Annotated in this window: 28 protein-coding genes; 11 read left to right on the forward strand and 17 right to left on the reverse strand. The window is 62.6% G+C overall.

Going from position 1 to position 24,345, the window contains the following annotated elements; all coding sequences use genetic code 11:
* Both V3H18_RS08545 and xoxF5 read right to left on the reverse strand, forming a co-directional pair.
* The gene (locus V3H18_RS08545; protein ID WP_332081641.1) at positions 1–468 is read right to left on the reverse strand and encodes a c-type cytochrome, methanol metabolism-related; all 468 of its coding nucleotides are present in this window, start codon (positions 466–468) and stop codon (positions 1–3) included.
* Positions 469–790: 322 nt separating this feature from the next.
* The gene (xoxF5, locus tag V3H18_RS08550) at positions 791–2,605 is read right to left on the reverse strand and encodes a lanthanide-dependent methanol dehydrogenase XoxF5 (RefSeq protein ID WP_332081600.1); all 1,815 of its coding nucleotides are present in this window, start codon (positions 2,603–2,605) and stop codon (positions 791–793) included.
* Positions 2,606–2,868: 263 nt separating this feature from the next.
* Between xoxF5 and V3H18_RS08555 the strand changes: the two genes are divergently transcribed.
* Positions 2,869–3,822 carry a quinoprotein relay system zinc metallohydrolase 2 gene (locus V3H18_RS08555; protein WP_408631773.1) on the forward strand — a complete coding sequence of 318 codons (954 nt, stop codon included), beginning with the start codon at positions 2,869–2,871 and terminating at the stop codon, positions 3,820–3,822.
* A gap of 89 nt (positions 3,823–3,911) precedes the next feature.
* On the forward strand, positions 3,912–4,712 hold the full coding sequence (locus V3H18_RS08560) for a quinoprotein dehydrogenase-associated SoxYZ-like carrier (RefSeq protein WP_332081601.1): 801 nt from the start codon (positions 3,912–3,914) through the stop codon (positions 4,710–4,712).
* 9 nt (positions 4,713–4,721) lie between these two features.
* Here V3H18_RS08560 and sorB read toward each other — a convergent pair whose 3' ends face one another.
* Complete coding sequence (sorB, locus tag V3H18_RS08565) at positions 4,722–5,015, reverse strand: SorB family sulfite dehydrogenase c-type cytochrome subunit (protein ID WP_332081602.1); 294 nt, start codon at positions 5,013–5,015, stop codon at positions 4,722–4,724.
* A gap of 10 nt (positions 5,016–5,025) precedes the next feature.
* The gene (sorA, locus tag V3H18_RS08570; protein ID WP_408631774.1) at positions 5,026–6,234 is read right to left on the reverse strand and encodes a SorA family sulfite dehydrogenase catalytic subunit; all 1,209 of its coding nucleotides are present in this window, start codon (positions 6,232–6,234) and stop codon (positions 5,026–5,028) included.
* 754 nt (positions 6,235–6,988) lie between these two features.
* Here sorA and V3H18_RS08575 point away from each other — a divergent pair.
* Positions 6,989–7,966 carry a hypothetical protein gene (locus V3H18_RS08575; RefSeq protein WP_332081603.1) on the forward strand — a complete coding sequence of 326 codons (978 nt, stop codon included), beginning with the start codon at positions 6,989–6,991 and terminating at the stop codon, positions 7,964–7,966.
* Between the two features lie 71 nt (positions 7,967–8,037).
* On the opposite strand, the gene cobT is transcribed toward V3H18_RS08575, so the two are convergent.
* The 6 genes from cobT to V3H18_RS08605 all read right to left on the reverse strand — a co-directional run bounded on the left by cobT (position 8,038) and on the right by V3H18_RS08605 (position 13,661).
* On the reverse strand, positions 8,038–9,978 hold the full coding sequence (gene cobT, locus V3H18_RS08580) for a cobaltochelatase subunit CobT (RefSeq protein ID WP_332081604.1): 1,941 nt from the start codon (positions 9,976–9,978) through the stop codon (positions 8,038–8,040).
* A gap of 667 nt (positions 9,979–10,645) precedes the next feature.
* Positions 10,646–10,897, reverse strand: coding sequence for a hypothetical protein (locus V3H18_RS08585; RefSeq protein ID WP_332081605.1), 252 nt, complete (start codon positions 10,895–10,897; stop codon positions 10,646–10,648).
* Between the two features lie 238 nt (positions 10,898–11,135).
* Positions 11,136–11,363: an FmdB family zinc ribbon protein gene (locus tag V3H18_RS08590; protein ID WP_332081606.1), complete on the reverse strand. Its 228-nt coding sequence runs from the start codon at positions 11,361–11,363 to the stop codon at positions 11,136–11,138.
* 95 nt (positions 11,364–11,458) lie between these two features.
* Entirely contained in the window at positions 11,459–11,935 is a 477-nt protein-coding gene (locus V3H18_RS08595) for a DUF29 domain-containing protein (RefSeq protein WP_332081607.1), read from the reverse strand.
* Between the two features lie 26 nt (positions 11,936–11,961).
* Positions 11,962–12,912 carry a cobaltochelatase subunit CobS gene (cobS, locus tag V3H18_RS08600; protein ID WP_332081644.1) on the reverse strand — a complete coding sequence of 317 codons (951 nt, stop codon included), beginning with the start codon at positions 12,910–12,912 and terminating at the stop codon, positions 11,962–11,964.
* A gap of 149 nt (positions 12,913–13,061) precedes the next feature.
* Complete coding sequence (locus V3H18_RS08605) at positions 13,062–13,661, reverse strand: J domain-containing protein (protein WP_332081608.1); 600 nt, start codon at positions 13,659–13,661, stop codon at positions 13,062–13,064.
* Positions 13,662–13,878: 217 nt separating this feature from the next.
* On the opposite strand from V3H18_RS08605, the gene V3H18_RS08610 reads away from it, so the two are divergent.
* Complete coding sequence (locus V3H18_RS08610) at positions 13,879–14,175, forward strand: BolA family protein (protein ID WP_332081609.1); 297 nt, start codon at positions 13,879–13,881, stop codon at positions 14,173–14,175.
* A gap of 19 nt (positions 14,176–14,194) precedes the next feature.
* On the opposite strand, the gene V3H18_RS08615 is transcribed toward V3H18_RS08610, so the two are convergent.
* From V3H18_RS08615 to V3H18_RS08630, 4 genes are all read right to left on the reverse strand, one after another.
* Positions 14,195–14,827, reverse strand: a complete 633-nt coding sequence (locus tag V3H18_RS08615) for a nucleoside deaminase (protein WP_332081610.1) — start codon at positions 14,825–14,827, stop codon at positions 14,195–14,197.
* A gap of 68 nt (positions 14,828–14,895) precedes the next feature.
* Positions 14,896–15,195 carry a DUF6156 family protein gene (locus V3H18_RS08620; protein WP_332081611.1) on the reverse strand — a complete coding sequence of 100 codons (300 nt, stop codon included), beginning with the start codon at positions 15,193–15,195 and terminating at the stop codon, positions 14,896–14,898.
* Between the two features lie 157 nt (positions 15,196–15,352).
* The gene (locus V3H18_RS08625) at positions 15,353–15,754 is read right to left on the reverse strand and encodes a DUF1398 domain-containing protein (RefSeq protein ID WP_332081612.1); all 402 of its coding nucleotides are present in this window, start codon (positions 15,752–15,754) and stop codon (positions 15,353–15,355) included.
* Positions 15,755–15,785: 31 nt separating this feature from the next.
* The gene (locus V3H18_RS08630; RefSeq protein WP_332081613.1) at positions 15,786–16,247 is read right to left on the reverse strand and encodes a MarR family winged helix-turn-helix transcriptional regulator; all 462 of its coding nucleotides are present in this window, start codon (positions 16,245–16,247) and stop codon (positions 15,786–15,788) included.
* A gap of 199 nt (positions 16,248–16,446) precedes the next feature.
* Here V3H18_RS08630 and V3H18_RS08635 point away from each other — a divergent pair, with 199 nt between their 5' ends.
* On the forward strand, positions 16,447–17,628 hold the full coding sequence (locus V3H18_RS08635; RefSeq protein ID WP_332081614.1) for a phosphoserine transaminase: 1,182 nt from the start codon (positions 16,447–16,449) through the stop codon (positions 17,626–17,628).
* Between the two features lie 98 nt (positions 17,629–17,726).
* Here the strand turns inward: V3H18_RS08635 and V3H18_RS08640 are convergent, their stop codons facing one another.
* Positions 17,727–18,149 (reverse strand): type II toxin-antitoxin system VapC family toxin, encoded by a 423-nt coding sequence (locus V3H18_RS08640; RefSeq protein WP_332081615.1) that lies wholly within the window; start codon positions 18,147–18,149, stop codon positions 17,727–17,729.
* A complete protein-coding gene (locus V3H18_RS08645; protein ID WP_332081616.1) occupies positions 18,146–18,400 on the reverse strand; it encodes an antitoxin in 255 nt (84 codons plus the stop codon). Before V3H18_RS08645 ends, V3H18_RS08640 begins: the two co-directional genes overlap by 4 nt.
* 82 nt (positions 18,401–18,482) lie before the next feature.
* On the opposite strand from V3H18_RS08645, the gene serA reads away from it, so the two are divergent.
* Both serA and V3H18_RS08655 read left to right on the forward strand, forming a co-directional pair.
* Positions 18,483–20,072 (forward strand): phosphoglycerate dehydrogenase, encoded by a 1,590-nt coding sequence (gene serA / locus V3H18_RS08650; protein ID WP_332081617.1) that lies wholly within the window; start codon positions 18,483–18,485, stop codon positions 20,070–20,072.
* Between the two features lie 196 nt (positions 20,073–20,268).
* Positions 20,269–20,898 carry a L,D-transpeptidase gene (locus V3H18_RS08655; protein WP_332081618.1) on the forward strand — a complete coding sequence of 210 codons (630 nt, stop codon included), beginning with the start codon at positions 20,269–20,271 and terminating at the stop codon, positions 20,896–20,898.
* 208 nt (positions 20,899–21,106) lie between these two features.
* Here V3H18_RS08655 and V3H18_RS08660 read toward each other — a convergent pair whose 3' ends face one another.
* Entirely contained in the window at positions 21,107–21,481 is a 375-nt protein-coding gene (locus tag V3H18_RS08660; RefSeq protein ID WP_332081619.1) for a DUF971 domain-containing protein, read from the reverse strand.
* A 97-nt stretch (positions 21,482–21,578) separates the two neighbouring features.
* Between V3H18_RS08660 and V3H18_RS08665 the strand changes: the two genes are divergently transcribed.
* The 4 genes from V3H18_RS08665 to V3H18_RS08680 all read left to right on the forward strand — a co-directional run bounded on the left by V3H18_RS08665 (position 21,579) and on the right by V3H18_RS08680 (position 24,295).
* Entirely contained in the window at positions 21,579–21,737 is a 159-nt protein-coding gene (locus V3H18_RS08665; protein ID WP_332081620.1) for a hypothetical protein, read from the forward strand.
* A gap of 103 nt (positions 21,738–21,840) precedes the next feature.
* A complete protein-coding gene (moaA, locus tag V3H18_RS08670; protein ID WP_332081621.1) occupies positions 21,841–22,878 on the forward strand; it encodes a GTP 3',8-cyclase MoaA in 1,038 nt (345 codons plus the stop codon).
* A 3-nt stretch (positions 22,879–22,881) separates the two neighbouring features.
* Entirely contained in the window at positions 22,882–23,763 is an 882-nt protein-coding gene (locus V3H18_RS08675) for an NAD(P)-dependent oxidoreductase (protein ID WP_332081622.1), read from the forward strand.
* 211 nt (positions 23,764–23,974) lie between these two features.
* Complete coding sequence (locus V3H18_RS08680) at positions 23,975–24,295, forward strand: hypothetical protein (RefSeq protein WP_332081623.1); 321 nt, start codon at positions 23,975–23,977, stop codon at positions 24,293–24,295.
* The last annotated feature ends 50 nt before the right edge of the window (positions 24,296–24,345 follow it).

Consider the following 24,345-nt stretch of genomic DNA (forward strand, 5'->3'; position numbering starts at 1 on the left):
TTATTTCGCCGACATGCATTCGGCCTCGGCCTTGGCGAAGGCCTCGGGACGCTCTTCCTTCTTCGCCGGCCGGCCTGGCTCGATCGCGCCGGTCGAAAGCGCGCGCAGATAGATGTAGAGGTCGTCGATATAGCAAGAGGCGTTCTTGTTCTCGGCGAAAGCCGGCATGACGCTATTGCCGTTCTGCCGGCCGCCGATGACGATGCCGGCGAATTCGGCGTAGTCGAAGCGCTTCACCGACTCCTTGAGCGCGGGGGCGTAAGTCGAGCCGCCGCCATTGGGGCCATGGCAGACATGGCATTCGGCGTGATAGCGGCGATAGCCGGAGAAGGTGTACCAGTCGACCGTGCCGTCGGGTTTGACATTATAGGTGGGATCGCCTTTGGCGTCATAATATTTGCCGTCGGTCGACTTGACGGCCTTGGGATCTCCCGGCGCTTCCGCCATCGCGGAGTTTCCCACGCACATAATGACGCCCAGGGCTAACGCCCCGGCCAACGACGATCTCATCACTCTTTCTCCTTGGTCTTTCTTTCCTAGAACAGGATCCTTCTTGACGGAAGCGCGCGGCGTTTCCGCCAAGAAGGACTCTGCTCCAACCCCGTAAATGCCGGCGCCCGGCGGACACCTTGAAAGGTGCGCGCCGAGCGCCGGTTTTCTTTAGCTGCGCGTCTCGCTTAGCGCGCTTTCCGATCGGACGGAATCGTCCGATCGATAAGAAATCGCGCCCAATCATCAAGCTGGAGCAAGTTCTGATCGAAAAAGTCTGTCAACTTTTTCGGAACTTGCTTCAGTTTGGCAGGGCGAAGACGGTCAGGACGCCGCCGAGCGCCGTGTAATTGGCGAGCGAGGCATAGTTGCCGACCGCGCCGAGGCCCTCGTTGCTCTTGCTGAGGCCCGCCGCGAGGCCGATTCCGGCCCACCCGCCGACGCCCGAAAGCACCGCGACATACTGCTTGCCGCCATGCTCATAGGTGATGACGTTGCCGATGATGCCCGACGGAGTCTTGTATTTATAGAGCTCCTTGCCGGTCTTCGAATCGACGGCCTTCAGATTGCCTTCGAGCGTGCCGTAGAAGGTCACGCCGCCGTCCGTCGACACCGCGCCGCCCCAGGCCGAGAACTGCTCCTTGTTCGACCAGACGATCTTGCCGGTGCGCGCGTCCCAGGCGATGAAATTGCCGGTGTTGTTCGTGCCGTCGCCGAGCACCTTGCCCGCCGGATACATTTCCAGCGTCGCGCCGACATAGGGCTGGCCCGCCGTGTAGCTCACGCGGAAGGGCTCATAGTCCATGCAGACGTGGTTCGTCGGGACGAGGAACAGCTGCGTCGCCGGATCGAAGGTCGCAGGCTGCTGATCCTTCGAGCCGAGCGCCGCCGGGCAGACGCCCTGCGAGTTCACGTCCTCGCCGTTCTGCTCGGTCGAATATTTCGACACGACCAGCGGACGGCCATAGGTCTTGGAGTTCTTGTCCATATCGACCTTGGTCGCCCAGTTGACGGCCGGATCGTATTTCTCGGCGACGAGCAATTCGCCGGTGACGCGGTCGAGCGTATAGGCAAAGCCGTTGCGGTCGAAGTGGACGAGGCTCTTGCGCTTGGCGCCGCCGATGTCGATGTCGGCGAGGATCATCTCATTGATGCCGTCATAGTCCCACTCGTCGTGGGGCGTCATCTGATAGAGCCACTTCGCCTTGCCGGTGTCGAGATCGCGCGCCCAGATGGTCATGGACCAGCGATTGTCGCCCGGACGCTGCTTCGGGTTCCAGGTCGAGGGGTTGCCCGAGCCGTAATAGACGAGGTTCAGATCCGGATCGTAGCTGTACCAGCCCCAGGTGGTGCCGCCGCCGATCTGCCATTGATCGCCTTCCCACGTCGTGATGCCGGAGTCCTTCTCGACCGGCTTGCCGAGATGGGTGGTCTTGCCGGGCTCGATGAGCGTGTCGGCGTCGGGGCCCATGGAATAGCCGCGCCACGCAAGCTTGCCGCTCTTCACGTCATAGGCGGTGATATGGCCGCGCACGCCGAATTCGCCGCCGGCGATGCCGACGAACACCTTGTCCTTGAAGACATGCGGCGCCGCGGTCGAGGTCTGGCCCTTCGACGGATCGCCGTTCTTCACCGACCAGGCGACCTGTCCGGTCTTGGCGTCGAGCGCGACGAGCGTCGTGTCGGCTTGGGCGAGGAAAATCTTGCCGTCGCCATAGGCGAGGCCGCGGTTAACCGTGTCGCAGCACATGACCGGGACGACGGAGGGGTCTTGCTTGGGCTCGTATTTCCAGAGGATCTTGTGATCGGGATCCTTGAGGTCGAGCGCATAGACGATATTGGGGAACGGCGTATGCAGATACATCACGTCGCCGATCACGAGCGGGGCGCCCTCATGGCCGCGCAGCACGCCCGTCGAAAACTGCCAGGCCGGCGCGAGCTTGCCGACGTTCTCGGTCGTAATCTGCTTGAGGGCCGAATGGCGCAGGTTCCAATAGTCGCCGGTCGGCGTCACCCACTGTTTCGGGTCCTTCTGCAAAGTCAGCAGATCGTCGGCCTTTGCGACGCCCGCGAGCGCCAGAACGGCCACCGAAGTCGACAACAACAGTCTATGCATGAGCTTTTCCTCCTGGCGACGCGGGGCGCGCGATTATTCTTGCGCCGCCGCCGACGTCGCGCCTCCTAGGCGCCTCGACATTGGGAAGGCGATTTCCGTTTTTGTCTCTTGCCGGCGTGACAAAACGCCCTCCGGCGGGGAGAAGCTTCCGGTTCCCGTCCGGAAGGCATCTTTTAACTCGGAAACGGCGGGATAATATGTCGCTGCCAAGTGAATCGCAATCGCAAAAAAATGCGGCGCCAAGCCAGGTTGCGACGCCCTGTATGAAGCAAGAAACGCTCTTGTTAGACAGTATCTTACGTTGTGCTCTCGCTCTCGTCGCTGTCGCCGCGCCGCTCGCCGTCGCGCGGGCCGCGGCGCCATTTTCGCTTCGGGAAATCGCTCCCGGCGTCTATGCGCATCAGGGGCAAACTTCCCTAATGAGTCGGGAAAATCTCGGCGACATCGCCAATCTCGGCGCCATCGTCGGCGATGAAGCGGTCGCGGTGATCGACACGGGCGGGAGTCTCATCGAGGGGCGCGCTTTTCTCGCCGCCCTGCGGGAGAAGACGCAAAAGCCCATTCGCTACGTCATCAATACCCATGCGCATCCCGACCACACATTCGGCAATGGCGCTTTCGTCGAGACCGGCGCGGTCTTCGTCGGGCATAAAAATCTGCCGCGGGCGCTCGCCGCGCGGGGAGACTATTATCTTGCCGCCTTTCGGGCGCAGATGGGCGACGCGCTCGACGGCGTGACCATCGTTGCGCCGACGCTCACCGTCGATCAGTCGCTGACGCTCGATCTCGGCGGCCGCAAGCTGCTGCTGCAGGCCTGGCGCACGGCGCATAGCGAATGCGACCTCACCATTCTCGACGAAAACAGCGGCGTGCTTTTCGCCGGCGATCTCCTGTTTCTCCAGCATGTGCCGGTCGTCGACGGCAGCCTGCTGGGCTTTCTCGACATCGCCGACAGGCTCGCGTCAATCCCGGCGCGCCAGGTCGTCGCCGGCCATGGCCCGATGCCGGCGCCCTGGCCCAAGGCGCTCGACGACGAGCGCGCTTACCTCTCGCGGCTGACCGCCGACCTTCGCGCCGCGATCAAGAAGGGCGAAAGCGTCGCGGCGGCGGCCAAGGAAGCGGGCGCAGAGGAACGCGGCAAATGGCGGCTCTTCGACGATTACAACGCCCGCAACGCCACGGCGGGCTTCGCGGAGCTGGAATGGGAGGCGCCGTGACGTTAGGGGACTTTGTCTCGTAACTTCCCGCCAAATTGGTCTATGCTGCGTCAAAAGCGCTTTAAGGCCGACCGAGGCCAGGAGGGAACATGCTCCGCAAAACCGCTCATTGCGCCATTGGCGCTTTTGGCGCGCTCGCCGCCTTCTTCGTCGCGACCGGCGCCTTCGCGGAAGGCCCCGCCGATCCCTGGCCCGGCCTTGTCGCTGATATTTTCCAAAACCGCGCGATCGGCGCCGCCGACGGCGCCATCACGCTCGAAGCGCCGGCGCGCGCCGAGGACGCCGCCATCGTGCCGATGACGATGCGCTTTTCCGATCCGACGCAAATCAAGGTCGCGACGCTCGTCATCGACCAGAATCCGATGCCGATGGCCGCCGCCTTCACGCTTGGCGAGACGGCCGGCGTCGGCTTCATCGAGACGCGCGTCAGGGTGAATTCCTACAGCAATGTCCACGCCGTGGCGGAGACGCGAAGCGCCACGCTGCGCGCCGACGCGAAATTCGTCAAAGCCTCGGGCGGCTGCTCGGCGCCGGCGGTCAAGGATCAGGACGAGGCGCTCGCCAATGTCGGCAAGATGAAATATCGCGAATTCAAAAGCGCCGATCCCGCAAAGCGCGAGGCGCAGATCATGATCCGCCATCCCAACGCCTCCGGCATGCAGATGGACCCGGTTACGCGCGCCTATCTGCCGGCGCATTTCATCGATTCCGTGGAAGTGTGGCGGGGCGACGCGCTCGTCTTCAAAATGGAGGGCGGTATTTCGCTTTCCGAAGACCCGGCCTTCCGTTTCAGCTATGCGCCCAACGGCGCGAAGACGATGCGCGTCGAAGCGCATGACAATAAGGGCGGCGTCTATAAGGGCGAATGGCCGATCGGCGAGGCGTCGTAAGACTCCCGCTCAATAAGTCTTCGCGAGATAATCGACGATTTTTTGCGCGTCGTCCGCGTCGATCTTCGCGCGGTAAGTCTTGATCATCTTCTTGACGATGCCTTCCCAATAAGGTCGGCCCATATGCGGCGGCTGCAGAAGGATGTAGTCGACCGAATGGCAGGCGAGGCAATTGTTCTGCGCCGCCTCCCTATCCGGGCCGGGGCGCAGCGTCGCCGTCTCTTCGGGAAGCGCATAGGTCCGCGGCTCCGCGCCGCAAGGCGAAGCGAGAAACAGCGCGATCGTAATCGCCAGCCGTCGCATGGGCTTCCTCTCAAATCGCCTCGACGCGGATGGTCTCGACGACATTGCGCATATAGCCCGAAGGGTTCCAGTTGGGCGTCAAGGGCTGCGCCTCGCCCCTGCGATTGACGGCCCGGGTTTTCACTTCATGGACGCCGGGCGGCAGCGTCGCTTCGATCCGCCATTCGCGGAAGGAGTAGCGGCCGAGATCTTCGCCCAGACGCGCCTCTTTCCAGCTTGCGCCGCCGTCCATCGAGACGAGAACTTCTTTGACGCCATGACCGCCGTCGAAGGCGATTCCGCGCAGCGCTAAAGGCGCATTCGCTGGCGCTTTCGCGCCATCGGCGAGATTGGTGATGAAAGAGCGGATGTTGAGACGTTTGATGTGCGTCGTCTTTTCGATCTTCTCGCCCGGTTGCGAACAGGCGCAATCATTGTCGGGAATCCGATAGGCGTTCGCCATCCAATGGCCGACGAACTCATAGCCGAGCGCCGTGATTTCATTGAGATGCTTCACCCAATAGGTCCCGTAACGGCCAGGGACGACGAGCCGCAGCGGATAGCCGTTGAGCCAGGGCAAGTCTTCGCCATTCATGGCGTAGGCGACCATGACCTCGCCGTCGCCGGCGTGCGCGAGGTCGAGCGCCTTGACGAAATCCGGCGTCTCGGGCGCGGGCGGCTTGTCGAGGCCGTTGAAGGCGATCAGCCGGACGCCGCTCCGAACCCCCGCTTTTTCGAGCAGCGCTTTGAGCGGAACGCCGCGCCAGCGCGCGTTCCCCATGGCGCCATGGCCGAGTTGCCCGCCGCCGACGCGCGGCTCGAAAAAGCCGCGACTATTGCCGGAACATTGATTGACGGCGACGATTTCAATGGGCTCGAAGTCTTCTTTCAACTCCGCAAGCGAAAGCGACCGCGGGCGCGCGACTTCTCCTTTCACCTCGAGGCGAAACGAATCGGGATCGATGCTGAGCGGAATGTCGGCGAGATGGTAACGCACGAAGAAAGCGTCGTTGGGCGTGATCGGGCCTTCGTCGAAAACCGCGAAAGGCGTTTCGAGCTGGGGCGGACGCGCGGTGAGCTGAATGAGCGGGCGCTTGCCGGGGTAAGCCGCCAGCGGCCGCTCGCCATTGGCGAAAGGAAGCGCCGCGCGCTCTTCAGCCATCAGTCGAGACGACGCGAGCCACGCAAGGCCTACGCCGGCGCTCTGGCAAAAGGCGCGTCTGTCGAGATCAAGGCTCATGGGCGCAGCGCCAAACAAACACGCCCATTATCTCGGGCGCGAGCGCGCGACGTCTATGCGCTGAGCCAAAAGAAATGGCCGCGTTTTTTGCTGCGGCGCAGCGCGGGCGAGAAGCTTGAAGGACGGCTCAGGAGCCCCAAATCGTCAGCGCGGCGCAGACCGCAAGCGGAGCCGCCGCCAGCGCGCAGACAGCCGCAACGCAAAGGCGCCGCTCCAATTCGCTCGCTTGGCGCGCACGCGCCTCGACTTTCCAATGCGCGTCGTCTTGCCAATGGATGAACGCCATCACAACCCCCGCTGGACCTTTCCTTGCGGCCCCTCACCGCGTTCTGCTCGCCGACGCCCCCGAAAGGTCGCCAGTTTCTTAACGCGCGAGGCGGGAGATTCGTTTCAATGTGACGCAATCGACTTTAGCGGGCGGCGCGCGGCGATAGCGCGTCATGCCTAATTATTTGCGGTGGCGTCAGGTCAATCAATTGCGCGATGCTCGCCCATCGCTTTTGCCACCAACTCACAGATTTTTCGCGCCCGACGCATCACTCTAGTCTTTAGCTGCGCCAAACTTACAATATTGAATTTTAAGGCAATAGCATAAAGATAAAAATTTGCATGGACGCTAAACATAAGAGAGAACACCACTTTTTGGCAAATGTGATTTTTTTGCAACAACAGAAACCCAGTTTCATATGTAGCATCTCGAATCAATGTATTGGAGTTTGTTGGAGGCTTTTTCAAACTTATTGAGGGATGACACATGAGCTACGATTCAAAACCGGCCATAAAATTGGCCTTTGCAGGTATTGTTGCAATTAGCTCAAGTTTAACTGGCGGATGTAGATCACTTCAATATTTTTCTCAGGTATCAGGAGCCGATCAATTTGCTAAATCATTCCCAGAATATGAGTTAAATGTTATAAAAAGTGGCGCAGAAGGTTATATATTTCACCATGAATACACATATTACCCAGATAAACTTAGAAGAAATCAATATATTTCTGTAAAAATGTTCGACATTGATAGGGAGTATTTCAATTTTGTATCGCTCCTTAACGTGAGCGATACCGGCGTCGCCTCATTCTCAGATTTTGCTCAGCTCGGTCTCACCACGGCCGCCACGGCGATCCCTGTTGTGCAAACAACGAAAGTGCTTGCAACCGCCGCGACGGCGGTTGGTGGAGCAAGAGCAATTTACAATGAAGATCTTCTGCGAACTCAAACGCTCCAAGCCTTACAGACGCAGATGGATGCGGATAGAATAAAGATCAAAAATATTATTGTTGACCGGATGGATAATTGCTCAGCCGCGCAATATCCGATTGGCTTTGTGCTTTCCGATTTACAGGCGTATGCGGCGGCAGGAACCGTGGACTCCGCGATCGCAAGCTTGAGTAATTCTGCGACTAAAGCAAAACAGACGGCAACCACCTCCTCAAGCACGGCGAGCGCTGACAGCGGAGAAGGGAGCAAGAAGAGCGGAGAAGGAGGCAAGAAGAGCGGAGAAGTCATCATCGAAGGTGCCCGGGGCAAACTCACCTATAATTTCACCCCCACCAATAACTGCCCGCTGCCCAGTGGCGGGTTGGAACCTAAGCCCTCCCTGTCGGCCAATAGCAAAGCGCCAGTTAAAACCGTCGCCTCCTCGACGAAGACCAATCCGTTGCCCAAGGCTGATCCCAGCAACAAAAGCAATCCGGCACCTAACCCCGACCCAACGCCGATAAAAAAAGGGTAACGCTTCGTGAAGTCGGCAAGCGTTGTAATTCGCGCCTGGGCTCGCCGAGTATGCCGCTGTCGACAGCTAATTTAATGCGCGGCGCGCGCAAGCGGCGCCGCGCGGAACTCCCGGGACGCGGGCGGCGGGGGCGCGGCGTTTTCGCTGAAGAGCTCGGCGAGCTTTTCCGTCATGGCGCCGCCGAGTTCCTCTGCGTCGATGATCGTCACCGCGCGGCGGTAGTAGCGCGTCACGTCATGGCCGATGCCGATTGCGATCAGCTCAACGGGCGATTTGGTCTCGATTTCATGAATGACATGGCGCAGATGGCGTTCGAGATAATTTCCCGGATTGACCGAAAGCGTCGAATCGTCGACCGGCGCGCCGTCGGAGATCATCATCAAAATGCGCCGCTGCTCCGTGCGCGCGAGCAAGCGGCGATGCGCCCAGTCGAGCGCCTCGCCGTCGATATTTTCCTTCAAGAGCCCTTCCCGCATCATCAGGCCGAGATTGCGCCGGGCGCGCCGCCAAGGCGCGTCGGCGGATTTGTAGATGATATGGCGAATGTCGTTGAGCCGGCCGGGACTGGGTTTCTTGCCTTCGGCGATCCAGGCTTCGCGCGACTGGCCGCCTTTCCAGGCGCGCGTGGTGAAGCCGAGGATTTCCACCTTCACGCCGCAGCGCTCCAACGTGCGGGCGAGAATGTCGGCGCAGGTCGCCGCGACGGTGATGGGGCGCCCGCGCATGGAGCCGGAATTATCGAGCAGCAGCGTGACCACCGTGTCGCGAAAATCCATGTCCTTCTCGCGCTTGAAGGACAGGGCCTGTTGCGGATCGATGATGACGCGCGGCAGGCGCGCCGGATCGAGCATGCCCTCTTCGAGATCGAATTCCCAGGACCGGCTTTGCTGCGCCATGAGGCGGCGCTGCAGGCGGTTGGCGAGACGCCCGACGACGGAGGTAAGATGGAGCAGCTGCTTGTCGAGATAGGCGCGCAGCCTGTCGAGCTCCTCCATGTCGCATAATTCCTCGGCGCGCACGGTCTCGTCGAAGCGCGTCGTATAGGCGTGATAATCCGCGCCGGAACGCTCGGCGGAAGGCGTCGTGGGGCGCTGCGCCTCGGCGGCTTCCTCGGAGTCGCCGGCGTCCGACTCCTGCTCGGTCTCGCCATAGGGCGCTTCGGCCGAATCGCTTTCGCCCTCTTCGCTCGCCTCATCGGCGGCGAGCGCCGTCTCCATTTCGGCGGCGCTTTTCGATTCTTCCTCGTCCTTGTCTTCGCTTTCGCTCTCGTCGGGATTTTGCGGCGCCTCCTCGCTTTCCTCATCGGCGGACGTTTCGTCCGGCGCTTCGCCAGTCGCCATGTCGAGATGAGAGAGAAGCTCGCGCACAATCTGCGCGAAAAGCCGCTGATCCTCCACCGCCCCGGACAGCCGGTCGAGATCGGCGCCGGCGCGATCCTCGATCGCGTCGCGCCACAGATCGACGATCTTCTCGGCGTGCGGCGGCGGGTTGACGCCGGCGAGGCGCTGCCGGGCGAGAAGCGCGAGCGCGTCTTCGAGCGGCGCGTCCTCGCGCGATGAAATCTCCGCCGCATGGGCGCGCTGATAGCGGTCGTCGAGCATCGCGCCGATATTGGCGGCGACGCCGGCCATGCGCCGCGCCCCGATCGATTCGCAGCGCGCCTGCTCCAGCGCGTCGAAGGCTGCGCGGGCGTCAGGCGAGTCCGGCGCATAGCGGCGATGCAGCGCGTCGTCGTGGCAAGCGAGGCGCAGCGCGAGCGAATCCGACTGGCCGCGCAAAATGGCGGCGTCCTTCGGCGTGAGCTTTCGCGGCGGCTCGGTGAGACGCGCCTTGGCGCCTTCATTGGAGCCCGACGGCGCGGCGACGAGCGAGGGGCGTTCGGGGGCGAAGATCACGTCGAGCCCGGGCGAGCGCGCCATGGCGCGCATGCAGCCGGCGACGGCGCGCTTGAACGGCTCCTGCGGCGCCTCCTTGGCGGAGGGGGGACGGCGGTTCGTGGGGGCGGGAGGCATGGAGCCAGTATATGCCCGCGAGGTCGCAAGTCGACAACAAGACGCGAAAAAGCCGCGCGTCGCCGCGCGGCTTTTCTCGGACGCCGAATATTAGCCGAGGTGCGAAATGAAGGGGGCCAGGAAGATCAGGGTCACGATCGCGGCGACGCCGCCGGCAACCCATACCAAACCCTTCATACGCGAAGAAGCTGCGCTGTTCATGCTCATTTTGTCTCTTTTACTTGGACATGCCTGCGAAGAAATTACATAAGCCGCCCGCGGGAATGTCCAAAACAGCTGCAGCCTATCTCGTGGTGTATAAGAAATATTTCGAATATTGCAAGCTTTTATCAAGCATAAGCTCTAACAGCATTAGGTTTTTAAAAAGTATTTCTACTTGATTTATATCAATAGCAACCAAGAAAAGCTCATATAAGCAGACGGAAATATTGCTGGATGGGCGCGTCGCGGGACGAAGATGGACCAATTGTCGCAGGGCAATATTACTCGCGCCGAATGACGCTTTCCCCTATGGCGACCCCGACGACCGTTGGAGGGTCGCTGCGCGCGGCGAAGATTGGTGCGATGGAAAAGCTTGTCGGGGAGCCGGGCGCGCGCCGCCCCTTGCGAAGCGCTTGAAGCGGCGAATGCTCTTTTCGGCTGGCTTAATCCGCGCTTTCTTGACGCCTCACCAATAACGCCAGCCGGGGCCCCCGTACCAGCCGGGCCCCCAAGAGCGAGGATAGGCGAGGCTTGCGCGCCGGTCGGCGTCGCGATTGAGGTCGACGTCGAGAAGGCATTTCGAAAAGGCGTCCGTCCCCTTGCGAAAGCCGTAACCGCGGCAGCGCCCTTCGTCGATCGCCCGCTGTTCGGCGGTCGTGGCGCAGGCGCCGACAAGGAGCGCGAGGCCCGTTACGGCGATCATTTCCCTGATCCGCATCTCGCGATCCTCCGCCCAATTCGGGGGCGATTTTGGGTGGCCTCTATGTTTTCCGCCTCGCTGGCGCGCAGAAATAGCGCCAAATCGAAGGGCTGCAGCGTATTTGAATCGAAATCCGGCGAAAACTCGCCTGCGTGAGACGAGAGCAAGGATTATTTAAAATTGCGGAAATTTGGCGGCTCGCCCGCCGCCCGTTCGCGCTTTTCCAACAAGCGCGGCGCGTCTAGGGCGAAAGCCTCTATAACTTGCGCTCGCCCTTGCTGAAATTGGAGAGATCGCCTTCCGCCGCGGCGCGCCGGCGCCAGGATTTGGCGATCGCCGGATATTTGATTTCATTGCAGATGCGCGACACCTGCTGCTGCAATTTCTCGCTCCCGCAGGAGGGGCAGGCCGGAACGTCCGAAGCGCGAACCAGAAGCTCGAATTCGGCGGCGCAATCGTTGCAGACATAGGCGTAAAGCGGCATCGGCTCCTCGCGTTGATGGGGTTTCGAGACGCCCGCGTTTAAGCAAATTTCGTTCCGTATAGCGAAGGGCGGCGCGACCAACGCCCCTTCTCGGCTCACGCCGCCGGAGGCCAATCGAATGCGCGGCTCATGATTTCTTCAAGAGCGTATGGGTTCGTCTGCGCGAAAGACTCCAGATCAAGATTTGTCTCGGTGGAAGCGCGATCGCGCGCGTCCTCATAGGCCTCCTCTATCGCTTCCGAGAGGCGCGATTTCAATCCGGGGTTCTTGCGCAACTGCCGCTCGACGCGCCGTCTCTGTTCGCGGATGGAATTCACCCAGCTTCGCGAACGCAGTTCTGGCTGTCGATCCCATTTCAGGAAATGGGTGAGAAGAACGGTTAGCGCGCTTTGGAGCTTGTCATATTGCTCGCTTCCCACGTCGTCGAGCTCCTCGGCGATGTTTGACGCGTCGAGCTCGCTCAATCGGCCGGCGCGCAGCAGTTCAGCCTGCTCGCGCGACCAGCCGTAAAGGTCGTCTCGATAGCGCGAAGCGGGGCGCGTCACAGGGCTCTTTCGGACCGGCGCGGACATCCTTCGCTCCTTTCAGCCGCCTTATATCAGGTCATCACCACATTCACCGCGCTTTCGGGCAGCTCCTTGCCGAAGCAGCGCTGATAAAACTCAGCGACCAGCGGCCGCTCCAACTCATCGCATTTATTGAGGAAGGTCAGGCGGAAGGCGAAGCCGATATCGCCGAAAATCTCGGCGTTCTCCGCCCAGGTGATGACCGTGCGCGGGCTCATCACCGTGGAGAGATCGCCGGCCATGAAAGCGTTGCGCGTGAGATCCGCGACGCGCACCATCTTATTGGCGATGTCGCGGCCTTCCTTCGTCGCGGCGTAGGACTTCGCCTTGGCGAGCACGATATTGGTTTCGGCGTCGTGGGGCAGATAATTCAGAGTCGTCACGATCGACCAGCGGTCCATCTGCGCCTGATTGATTTGCTGCGTGCCATGATAGAGGCCCGACGTGTCGCCAAGCCCCACCGTATTCGCCGTCGCGAACAGACGGAAGGACGGATGCGGACGGATGACGCGATTCTGGTCGAGCAGCGTAAGACGGCCGGACACCTCCAGCACGCGCTGGATGACGAACATCACGTCGGGGCGGCCGGCGTCATATTCGTCGAAACAGAGCGCGACATTGTGCTGGACCGCCCAGGGCAGAATGCCGTCGCGAAATTCCGTGACCTGCTTGCCGTCCTTGAGGACGATCGCGTCCTTGCCGACGAGGTCGACGCGCGAAATATGGCTGTCAAGATTGACGCGCACGAAGGGCCAGTTGAGCCGCGCCGCCACCTGCTCGATATGGGTCGATTTGCCAGTGCCGTGATAGCCCGTCACCATGACGCGGCGATTCCTGGCGAAGCCGGCGAGAATGGCGAGCGTCGTCTGCCGGTCGAAGAGATAATCCGCGTCCAGATCCGGCACATGCTCGTTTCTTTCCGAGAAGGCCGGAACCTCCATATCGGAGTCGATCCCGAAGACCTGGCGCACCGAGATTTTCATATCCGGCTGGCTGTCGAGGCCCGCGCCGGCGTGTTCTGCTACGACCAAAATACGTCCTCCGTTCGCGGACTGTTCGCGCTCCCGCGTCCGCGACGCGCCTCGCGACGCAAAGAGCTTTCGCCTTTCGCGCCCGGTCCGACGAGCAAGGCTTAGACCAGCCGGGCCGCCCTTAGCGTCTTATAGGCATGGATGATTTCCCGCAATTTTTCTTCGCGGGAGCGATCGCCGCCATTCGCGTCGGGGTGGTGGCGCTTGACGAGCTCCTTATAGCGCGTTCGGATCGCCTCCCCATCGGCGGTCTCCTCGAGGCCAAGCGCGACGAAGGCCCGGATCGTGACCGGCGAATGGCGCGGCGCCCGCTTGGGCGCGGGCGCGGGACGGCGAAAGCGGCTGCGGTAAAGGCCCATAGGGTCCTCCGTCGCCGCCCCTTCCTCGCGAAAGCCTGCTTGCCCGCGCCGCGTTCCCATCGACCAGGTGGGGCGATGGCCGACGGTTGCGTCCTTAAGATAGCGGGCGACGTCGGCGTCGTTCATGCCGTTAAAATAATTGTAGGACGCGTTATATTCGCGGACATGTTCAAGGCAGAAGCAGAAATATTGCCCTTCGCGCAACCGTCCCATCGGCGCGCGATAGGCGCCCTCCGCCTCGCAGCCCGGCGCGTCGCAACGCATGACGCTGCTTTCCCGCGGCTCTTCGCGCGACTGACGCTGCGTCCTTATCCGATCAAAAAGGGGCGAGTTGAGGTCCATGTTCTTCCATTATGACGGCGCGCTGGCATGCCGCAAGCATAAGGATACGGCGTTGTGCTAAAAAGGCGCGGCGGTTTGAAGGCGCCGCTTTTAAAGGCGGCGCATAGTTCCTATCCATGAATCATCGATTCATGGACAGCGCTTGCAGTAAATTTAATGCGTTTTCTTAAGCCGAACCGGCGACCCCATCGGCGGAAAACGCTTTGAGGAGATGAAAATGACGGATGAAGGCCAGGGCGTCGTCAAGACGAAGATCGCGCGCAAGCTCACCGACGGCCTTGCGCCCGCGATACTCAACGTCATCGACGAGTCGCATCATCATGCGGGCCACAAGCACAACCACCCCGACGGCGAAACGCACTTTAAAGTAGAAGTGGTAAGCGACGCCTTTGAAGGCAAGAGCCGGGTCGAACGCCACCGCCTCATCAACACCCTTCTCGCGGACGAACTCGCCGAGCGCGTCCATGCATTGGCGATCACCGCCAAGACGCCGAAGGAAGCCGCGACGGGATAGCGGCTCCGGGGATGCAGCGTCAATATTTGGCGCGGTCGGGCAAATTGCGAAATTCGGCCCAGACCTTCTGGGCTTCGCTCCGCAGCAGCGGTTCGACCGGAACAGTCCGCTGGGCGTAAGGCTTCTTGATATCGGCGCTGATATTGGCGTCGTCGAAGAGATCGGCGTAGTCCGGCCAGGCGGCCGCATAATAGATTTTATTCACGCGCGCCCAATAGGAGGCCGCATAGCACATAGGACAGGGCTCGCAGCTCGAAAACAGGGTGGCGCCCTTGAGGTGCGGGGAGCCGACTTTCTTGCAGGCGGCGCGGATCGCCTTCACTTCGGCATGGGCGGTGGGATCGTTGTCCCGCACGACGCTATTGCCCTCGGCGGCGAGCACCTCGCCATCCCGCACGATCACGACGCCGAACGGGCCGCCGGTCTTGTCGACGACGCCGGCCTTGCGCATCAGTTCGATCGCCTGGCGCATATAGGCGCGATCCTGATCCGTCGCGCCGCTTGCGCCGGTCGCCGCGCCCGCTTCGCCAATGGAGGCGGCCGCGAAGACGGCGGCGCCCGATGCGAGAAATGCGCGTCTGGGCACGACATGCGGCGTCGAAAACAGCCTGTCCAGCCAATGCGCCTCGTCAGCCATGCCCTTGTCAGCCATGTCCTCGCCCCGTGATCAAGCTCCGGAGACCAAGCCTTAGCCGTGACAAGGGCGGGGAGCAAGCGGGGCTAGGCCCTGATGGGCGCGCCGGCGGCGTCGCATTCGACGACCGATTCATCCTCGCCCATGGCGATGCGGGCGCTCGAAAGCACGCCATCCGCGCGATAGAAATATTCGTGCAGGAGCTCCACTTCGCCATAGACGAGCTTTTCGCAGGTCGCGAGCCTTCCGTCGGCGTCATAGGTCGCGCGGATATAGGTGTTGCGATTATGCAGCTCCTTCTCGTCGAGCGGCTGCACGAGATTGAGCGGCAGGCGCAGACCGGAATAGGTGACGAAATAGCGGTAGCCTTCCGCAGGCTTCGACATGGCTCGAGCTCCTCCCTTTGGTTTTATGCTTTTGGCCCAGCGTAACCGCGCGCGGAAAAAAGTCACGCCGCCGCTTGCCTCTCATCCGCGTCAGATCGGGGTTGGCGTCTTCGCTTCGGCCGTAACGTCAGCCCGCCAGGCCAGGGACCGCCGTTTCCTAATTCGGGAAATGCTCGACATGGGTTTCGGCGGTCCGGCCGATGTAAAGCGCCCGGCGGCCATAGAACGACACGATGTAGCCGGCGCAACCTGCTAATGCGGCGTTCTTGCAAAAGCCCTCATACGTATAGCCAGGAACTTGCTGCTGCGCTTCTTGGATGGCGGCCCGCAAGAGCGCGGCGTCGAACGTCGGCGCGACGGGCGCGTCGACCCGGTGAGCGGGCAGCTCGAGGCTCTCCCCATCCGGCAGATAATAGGTCGCGGTCGCCCGCCGGAAGTCGACGGCGTAGCCTTCAAATCCAGCATTCGTTAGCGCTGTGACGATTTGGGGGAAGGCCATCATATTCCCCTCGGCCCCTTCGAGGCAGGCGCGCGCAGTTGTTTTCTGGTGGTCATTCATAGGCGTTCTCCGTGAAAGGGCGTGATCGAGTTCAGTCGATCGGCGTCGCCGTCATATGGCCGCTCTCAGCCATGCGCTTCAGAAGCCGTTCCAAAGTCTTCCGTTCATCCGCCGTCAGGCGCCCGAAAAATTCTGCGTCGTTGCGATCGGCGAGCGCGGCCAGCTCCGGCACGAGATCGACGCCTCGCTCCGTCAGGCCGAGCGTCTGCGCGCGGCGGTCGTCCGCATTGGCTTCGCGCGCGATCAGCGACTTGGCGATCAATCTGTCGGCGAGTTTGGTGATCGCTCCCCGCGTCATGCCCATCTCATCCGCCAGACGGCTGGGCGGCGTCGGTTTCCTGCCGTAGAGCGCGCGCATCACGCTCCATTCCGCCACTGTCACCTCCTTGCTCGCCAGCTTGTCGGCGAAAGCATGGGAAACATGGTTGGACACCATGCGCAGCCAGAAGCCGAGATGCGCGGTGAGGGCCGAAACAGGTGAAGTCGAATGCATTACGCGCTCTTTGGTTGACTAGGAAACTACTCAAAATGATTTCCTTGTCAACTATATTAGCGCGACGCCGTCGTCGCGGGCGTGAGGGGCGTTTTCCTAAAGGCGCGGGCGAAGCCCCGGCTCTTGACGGCCGCCCGCCCAGCGCGTAGCGCGAATTCTTTGCGCGGCCTCGCCGCGATCGATTAGGACGCTCCCGCTCATGCCCGCCGTCGACAAGATAACAAAGCCCGGCGCCAAGCCGGCCAATCCGCGTTTTTCCTCCGGTCCCTGCGCCAAGCGCCCGGGCTGGTCCTTCGACAATCTCGCCGGCGCCGCGCTCGGACGCTCGCACCGCTCCAAGGCCGGCAAGGGGAAGCTCGCACAGGCGATCGCGCTCACCCGCGAGGTTTTGCAGGTTCCGCAGGATTACCGGATCGGAATCGTCCCGGCCTCGGACACCGGGGCGGTCGAAATGGCGCTCTGGTCGCTGCTCGGTCCGCGCGGCGTCGACGTCGTCGCCTGGGAGAGCTTTTCGAAAGACTGGGTGACGGACGTTCTCGACCAGTTGAAGCTCGAAAACGCCCGCGGCGTCGTCGCGCCCTTCGGCGAATTGCCCGACCTCTCGCAGCTCGATTTCGAGCGGGACGTCGTCTTCGCCTGGAACGGCACGACCTCGGGGGTGCGCGTTCCGAACGCCGACTTCATTCCGCTCGACCGCAAGGGGCTCACGATCTGCGACGCGACCTCCGCCGCCTTCGCGCAGCCGCTCGATTTCGCCAAGCTCGATGTGACGACCTATAGCTGGCAGAAGGTTCTGGGCGGCGAAGCGGCGCATGGGGTGCTGATCCTCTCGCCGCGCGCCGTCGAGCGGCTCGAAACCTATGCGCCGCCCTGGCCGCTGCCGAAGATTTTCCGGCTGACGAAGCGGGGCAAGCTCAACGAGGAGATTTTCGAGGGCGAGACGATCAATACGCCCTCCCTGCTCGCGGTCGAGGATTATCTCGACGCGCTTGCCTGGGCGAAATCCATCGGCGGGTTGGACGCGCTTTTCGCGCGGGCGAACGCCAATGCGCGCGTCGCCGCCGACTGGGTGGAAAGAACGCCCTGGATCGATTTTCTCGCTGTAGATCCGGCGACGCGCTCCAATACCGGCGTCTGCCTCGTCTTCTCAAAGGAATGCGCGGCGAAAACGCCGGAGGCGCAAAAAGCGCTCGCCAAAAGCATGGTCGCGATGATCGAGAGCGAAGGCGCGGGCTATGATTTTGGCGCCTATCGCGACGCGCCCCCCGGCTTTCGCATCTGGTGCGGCGCGACGGTCGAGGCCTCCGACGTGGCGCTGCTGACGCAATGGCTTGATTGGGCCTATGCCGAGGCGTCGGTCGAGATCGCGCAGGCGGCGTAACAAGCAACCCGACGACGCCGTCCGATCGAAGGAAATCCCTCAAGCCATGGAGCAAGTTCCGATCGAAAAAGTCTGTCAACTTTTTTTGAGAACTTGCTCTATTGATCGCCCCAGTCCGTCACCATCAAATTTGGGACGCGATCGAATTCGCGTCGATTTGTCGTCACCAGCACGGCCCCTCGCCGCCGCGCCTGAGCGGCGATCAAATAGTCGAACGGACCGATAGGCGTTCCGCGTTCTTCGAGGAAAGCTCGAATGTCTCCGCCTTCGCGCGCGTCTTCGACGTCGAAGGCGGGCAGTTCGAAGCCGGCGGAAAGAAACTCCTCCAAGAGCGCCCTCGCCTGTTGCGGACGTTTGCTTTTCGCGATGCCGTAACTGAGTTCAAAAATCGCCGCCGCCGGAATCATCAGCGCCGCGCCCGCCTTCAGTTCCGTCGCGAGTCTTTCGGCGATTTGGGGCTTGCGTTTGTTGAGCGCGAAAATGACGACATTGGTGTCGAGGCAAAACATTGATGGCGTCACTCGAATGAGATCGACTCGTCGGGCGCAAGCGGCGGCTCATCCGGCAAACCCGCCGGCAGGAAATTCTCAGCGCCCATGGCGTCCAATTTGGCGCGCCACGCGTCGACGTCGAATGGGGAGGCTTCGATCGGCTCCAGAATGACCTTATTGCCGATCTTGCTGACGCGAACTTCCGTTCCCGGCAAACGAAATTCCTTGGGTAGGCGAACCGCTTGGCTGCGCCCATGTTGAAATAGTTTGGCCGTGGCCATCTTGGCTTTCCCATAGATATCTATCAATGATAGATATCAATCTTTCCGCGAGCCGGCAACGGCTCAACAAAACGGAGCCGCCATGCCGCCCCGGGTGCTCATCTCCGACTCGCTCTCGCCGGCCGCCGCGCAGATTTTCCGCTTGCGCGGCATCGAGGTCGATTGCGAGCCGACGCTTGGCAAGGACAGCGACAAGCTCGCCGCCGCCATCGGCGATTACGACGGGCTGGCGATCCGCTCCGCGACGAAAGTGACGGCCGACCTCCTGCAGCGGGCGAGCCGGCTCAAGGTCGTCGGCCGCGCCGGCGTCGGCGTCGACAATGTCGACGTTCCCGCGGCGACGGCGCGCGGCGTCATCGTCATGAATACGCCCTTCGGCAATTCGGTCACCGCCGCCGAGCACGCCATCGCCCTGATGTTCGCGCTCGCGCGCGAAATCCCCGCCGCCGACGCCTCCACCCAGGCCGGCAAATGGGAGAAAAACCGCTTCATGGGGGTCGAGATCACCGGCAAGACGCTCGGCGTCGTCGGCTGCGGCAATATTGGCTCCAATGTCGCCGAGCGCGGGATCGGCCTCAAAATGCGCGTCATCGCCTTCGACCCCTATCTCACCGAGGAGCGCGCCAGGACGCTTGGCGTCGAAAAGGTCGAACTCGACGATCTCCTCGCCCGCGCCGATTTCATCACGCTGCACACGCCGCTCACGGCGCATACGAAGAACATTCTGTCGGCGGAGAACATCGCCAAGACGAAAAAGGGCGCGCGCATCGTCAATTGCGCCCGCGGCGGGCTCGTCGACGAGGAGGCGCTGCGCAAGGCGCTCGACGACGGCCATATCGCCGGCGCCGCTTTCGACGTTTTCGCGAAAGAGCCGGCGACGGAAAATCCGCTGTTCGGCCATCCGCATGTCGTCTGCACGCCGCATCTCGGCGCCTCGACGAGCGAGGCGCAGGAGAAGGTCGCGCTGCAGATCGCCGAACAAATGTCCGATTATTTGACGCGCGGCGCGATCGCCAACGCCGTGAACTTCCCTTCGATCACCGCGGAGGAGGCCCCGCGCCTCAAGCCTTTCATCGAGCTTGCCGAAAAGCTCGGTCTTTTCGCCGGACAGGTCGCCCGCGCCGGCGTCGAGAAATTGTCGGTCGTCTATGAAGGCGCGGTCACGCTCGAGAAAACCCGCGCCATGACGGCGGCGGCGATTTCCGGCCTGCTGCGGCCGATTCTCGAAGACATCAACGCCGTCGCCGCGCCCGTCGTCGCCAAGGAGCGCGGCGTCGCGGTCGAGGAGATCACGCGCGAGGCGCAAGGCGACTATGAGTCGCTGATCACGCTCAACGCGCTGACGGCGCAAGGAGAGATCAGGGTTTCCGGCACGGTGTTCCATGACGGCAAGCCGCGCATCATCCGCATCGGCGACATAGGCGTCGACGCCGAATTTTCCCCTTCGATGATCTATCTGACGAATGAGGACCGACCGGGCTTTATCGGCCGTTTCGCCGGCGCGCTGGGCGACGCCGAGGTTAATATCGCCACGTTCGCGCTTGGCCGCGACCGGCCCGGCGGGCAGGCCGTGGCGCTTGTCGCCATCGACGGCGACTTGCCGGCGCGGGCGCTTTCTAAGATCGAGCGCCTGCCCGGCGTCAAGCAGGCCGTTACGCTCAAATTTAGCTGAACGCCCGCCCGCCGGCGGGCGCGACTGTTGCCGCCCCGCCACTGTTGCTGCAAAAATAGGCGAGACGACCGCCCAAACGCGCCTTGGCGCTTGCCTGCGCGCGCCGACTGCAAGTCTAATCGGCGCGGTTCCTTGAAACAGGATAGATTGATTCGCGGCGCATCTCCCCATTCACGCTCACAACCAAGGGAACATCATGCGGGGTCCTGCTCTTGCCTTGATTTACGCCATTGGCGCGCTCGGCGCTCTTAGCGCTTTCTCCTCACAAGCTCTCGCTCGCGGCCCGACGCCGCAGCCTGCGCCGGATGTCGACCCGCTCTCGGCGCTCTTTGGCGGCGGCGGGTTCGCGCCGGCGCCCAACGCCGCCGACGGCCGCCCCCAGGCCGAGGCGGTTCCGCGCGAGATCGTCTCCTTCGGCGGATATGCGCCGGGCACGATCGTCATCTCGACGAGCGAGCGGCGGCTCTATTACGTGCTCGGCGGCGGCCAGGCAATCCGTTATGGCGTCGGCGTCGGGCGGCCGGGCTTCGAATGGGCCGGCACGCGCTTCATCTCCAGCAAGCGCGAATGGCCGGACTGGACGCCGCCCTCGCAAATGCTCCGCCGTCGTCCCGACCTGCCGCGCCATATGGAGGGCGGACTCAACAACCCGCTCGGGGCGCGCGCCATGTATCTCTCGGGCACGCTCTATCGCATCCACGGCTCCAACGAGCCCTGGACGATCGGCCAGGCGGTATCCTCCGGCTGCATCCGCATGACCAATGACGACGTCGTCGACCTCTACAGCCGAGCGAAAGTCGGCACGCGGGTGGTGGTGACGCGCTAGGTTTAGCGGCGGGATCTATAACCCCCCGAGCCCCTCACCTTACCTCTCCCCGCAAGCGGGGAGAGGAGGCGGCTAGCGCTTCGCTCCAAGAAGCGGCGCTGGGATGCCAAAATTTTTTCAATATCAGGCGCAACGTCGACGACCCCTCTCCCCGCTTGCGGGGAGAGGTAGGTGAGGGGCTTGGGCATTTGATGCGAGCCTTAAACGCCTATCTCTCTCCGGGCCGGTCGCGATCCAACCCCTTGGCCGCGAGCTCCTGGAGATAGGCGTCGAATATCGCCGGGGCCCCTTCGCCAAGCTCGCGCAAATAGCCCCAGGTGTAGATGCCGGTGCCATGCATGTCGTCGAAGTCGAGCCGAATGGCGTAATTGCCGACCGGCGCGACGCCGATGATGGCGACATTGCGCTTGCCGCCGACGGTGACCCGCTCTTCCGGCGAATGGCCCTGAACCTCGGCGCTCGGGCTTTGCGTGCGCAGCAGCTCGGCGGTGAGCGCGAAGCTCGCGCCGTCGTCGAAGGCGACGTTCAGCATGCGCCCGCCCTCAAGAAGCTTGATCTCGGTCGGCCAAGGCTCTTCGCTCATTCATGCTTCTCCCCGCCTCTCGCGCTCTATTTCCGCGTTAGCCGTCGATCGGCGCAGCTCGTCTCGAGGGGCCGTCGGCGCGCGCCATTAGACTTTTATGTCTTTTCGCGAAGGGCGCCAAAAGATCGTCAATGTCATTCAGCAGCCGCAACCTTTCGATCCCGTCGGCAATCCCATTCTGATCGGCGGCCTTGGAACCGGCTTCGAGGCGATCTTGCAATATCGGGTCCATGACGGACATGACGAACGGCTCTAAGACTCCCTATAGGGCTATAGGGCCTTTCAGGCTTCACGCGATCCGTTTCTCGCAATATATGAAAGTGAAGCGGGCGGGAGTTCGCCCGCCCAAAGCGAGATAAATGAACGCGCACGCCAAAACGCCCGCCGTCGCCGCGCCGGCTCCGCTGATCGACGCTTTCGGCCGGGCGATCTCCTATGTGCGCGTCTCCGTGACCGACCGCTGCGATTTCCGCTGCGTCTATTGCATGGCGGAACATATGCGGTTTCTGCCGCGCCAGGACCTGCTGACGCTCGAAGAGCTCGACCGGCTCTGCGCCGCCTTCGTCGCGCGCGGCACGCGCAAGCTGCGCATCACCGGCGGCGAGCCGCTCGTGCGCCATGACGTGATGAAGCTCTTTCGGGCGCTCTCGCGCCATCTCGTCTCCGGCGCGCTCGACGAGCTGACGCTCACGACCAATGGCGCGCAGCTGTCGCGCTTCGCGCGGGAGCTGGCCGATTGCGGCGTCGAGCGCGTCAACGTCTCGCTCGATACGCTGGACGCCGAACGCTTTCGCGCGCTCACCCGCACCGGCGAACTCGACCGGGTGCTCGCGGGCGTGGACGCCGGGCTCGCGGCGGGACTCAAGGTCAAGCTCAACGCCATGGCGCTCAAGGGCGTCAATGAGGACGAATTCGTCCCGCTCGTCCGCTTCGCCCATGCGCGCGGCATGGACATGACTTTCATCGAGGTGATGCCGCTCGGCGAACTCGATGGCCCCGCCAGGGTCGATCAATATCTGCCCATGCATGTCGTGCGCGAGCGGCTCGGCGAGGCCTTCACGCTCGACGAGATCGACTACCGCACCGGCGGCCCGGCGCGCTACATGCGCGCGCGGGAGACCGGCGGGCGCGTCGGTTTCATCACGCCGCTCACCCATAATTTCTGCGAAAGCTGCAACCGGGTGCGCGTCACCTGCACGGGAACGCTTTATATGTGCCTCGGCCAGGAGGACGCCGCGGATCTCCGCGCGCCGCTGCGCGCCAGCGCTGGCGACGCGCTGCTCCATGAGGCGATCGAGACGGCCATTCTGCGCAAGCCGAAGGGCCATGACTTCGTCATCGACCGCGCCGCGCCGGCATCCGCCGTCTCGCGTCACATGAGCATGACCGGCGGCTGAGCGATGGAGCCCAAATCCGTCGCTTTTCTGGGCCTGGGCGTCATGGGCTTTCCCATGGCTGGGCATTTGGCCCGAAACGGCCATCGAGTCACTGTCTATAATCGCACGACCGCGAAGGCGGAAAAATTCGCGGCGGCGCATAACGCCGAGTGGGCGCCGACCCCCGCCGAAGCCGCACAGGGCGCCGCTTTCACCTTCTCCTGCGTCGGCAATGACGACGATCTGCGCGCGGTGGCCCTCGGCGACGAGGGCGCCTTCGCCGGCATGGCGCCGGGCGCGGTCTTCGTCGACCATACGACCGCCTCGGCGCAGATCGCCCGGGAGCTTCACGCCGAAGCGGCCGGACGCGGCGTCGGCTTTATCGACGCGCCGATCTCGGGCGGCCAGGCGGGCGCGGAGAACGGCCAGCTCACGGTGATGTGCGGCGGCGATCCCGAAATTTTCGCCAAGGCCGAGCCCGTCATCGCGTCCTATGCGCGCGCCTGCCGGCTGATGGGGCCGCCGGGCGCGGGGCAATTGACCAAGATGGTCAATCAGATCGCCATCGCCGGCCTCGTTCAGGGGCTCGCCGAGGCGCTGCATTTCGCCAGAAGCGCCGGCCTCGACGCCGAAGCCGTCATGGACCTTCTGAAGAATGGCGCGGCGCAGAGCTGGCAGATGGAGAATCGCACGAAAACAATGCTGGCTGGCGAGTTCGACTTCGGCTTCGCGGTCGAATGGATGCGCAAGGACCTCGCCATCTGCCTCGCGGAGGCGCGGCGCAACGGCGCGCGCCTGCCGGTCGCCGCGCTCGTCGACCAATTTTACGCCGAGGTCGAGAAAATGGGCGGCCGGCGCTGGGACACGTCGAGCCTCATCGCGCGTCTGGAGCGAGATCGTTCTTGACGAAAACGCTACGCTTTCCGTCAAAGCGTGACTTCCGCTCCTGAGCGTTAAGGCGCTTTTAAGGCCATTTGTGAAAATATTTTGGCGTTGGCGGAACTATTCGGCAGCGACCGCGTTTTCCCCCCGCAACAAGAGGAAGCGTCCAGGCTTGCAGCGTTTGAGTAGCGAGCAGGGCAAAATTCCCGTTCACCCTTATGGGGAGCCCTAAATCATGGCCGTTTCACGCGAAAGCACTTTCGCAAGCCGTACGTCGCGGATTATCCTTGGATTGACCGTCGCCACCTGCGTGGTTGCTGCTGTCGCAGCCGCGCCGTCGGCGCCAACTGGTCTCAAGGGCGAATCTGTGGCCGCTGCTGTCCAAGCCGCAGTGAGCCTTAACGACGACGGCCTGCGCCCGCTGGCGCGTGGACCGGCAATCCGTGTGGGGCGCGCCTATGGCGCCGAGGATGAAGACTGCACGCTCGTCATTACGCCGAAGGCTGACGAGAAAGGTCGTGTCCGTTATATGCGTAGCGTCTCCTGCGCGAATTAACGCCGAGAGTCGCGCACCCGGATTAAGGCCAATAGGGCTGGCCTTGAGGC

Origin of the sequence: Methylocystis borbori (genome assembly GCF_036576025.1) — a bacterium.
GTDB classification, from domain to species: domain Bacteria; phylum Pseudomonadota; class Alphaproteobacteria; order Rhizobiales; family Beijerinckiaceae; genus Methylocystis; species Methylocystis borbori.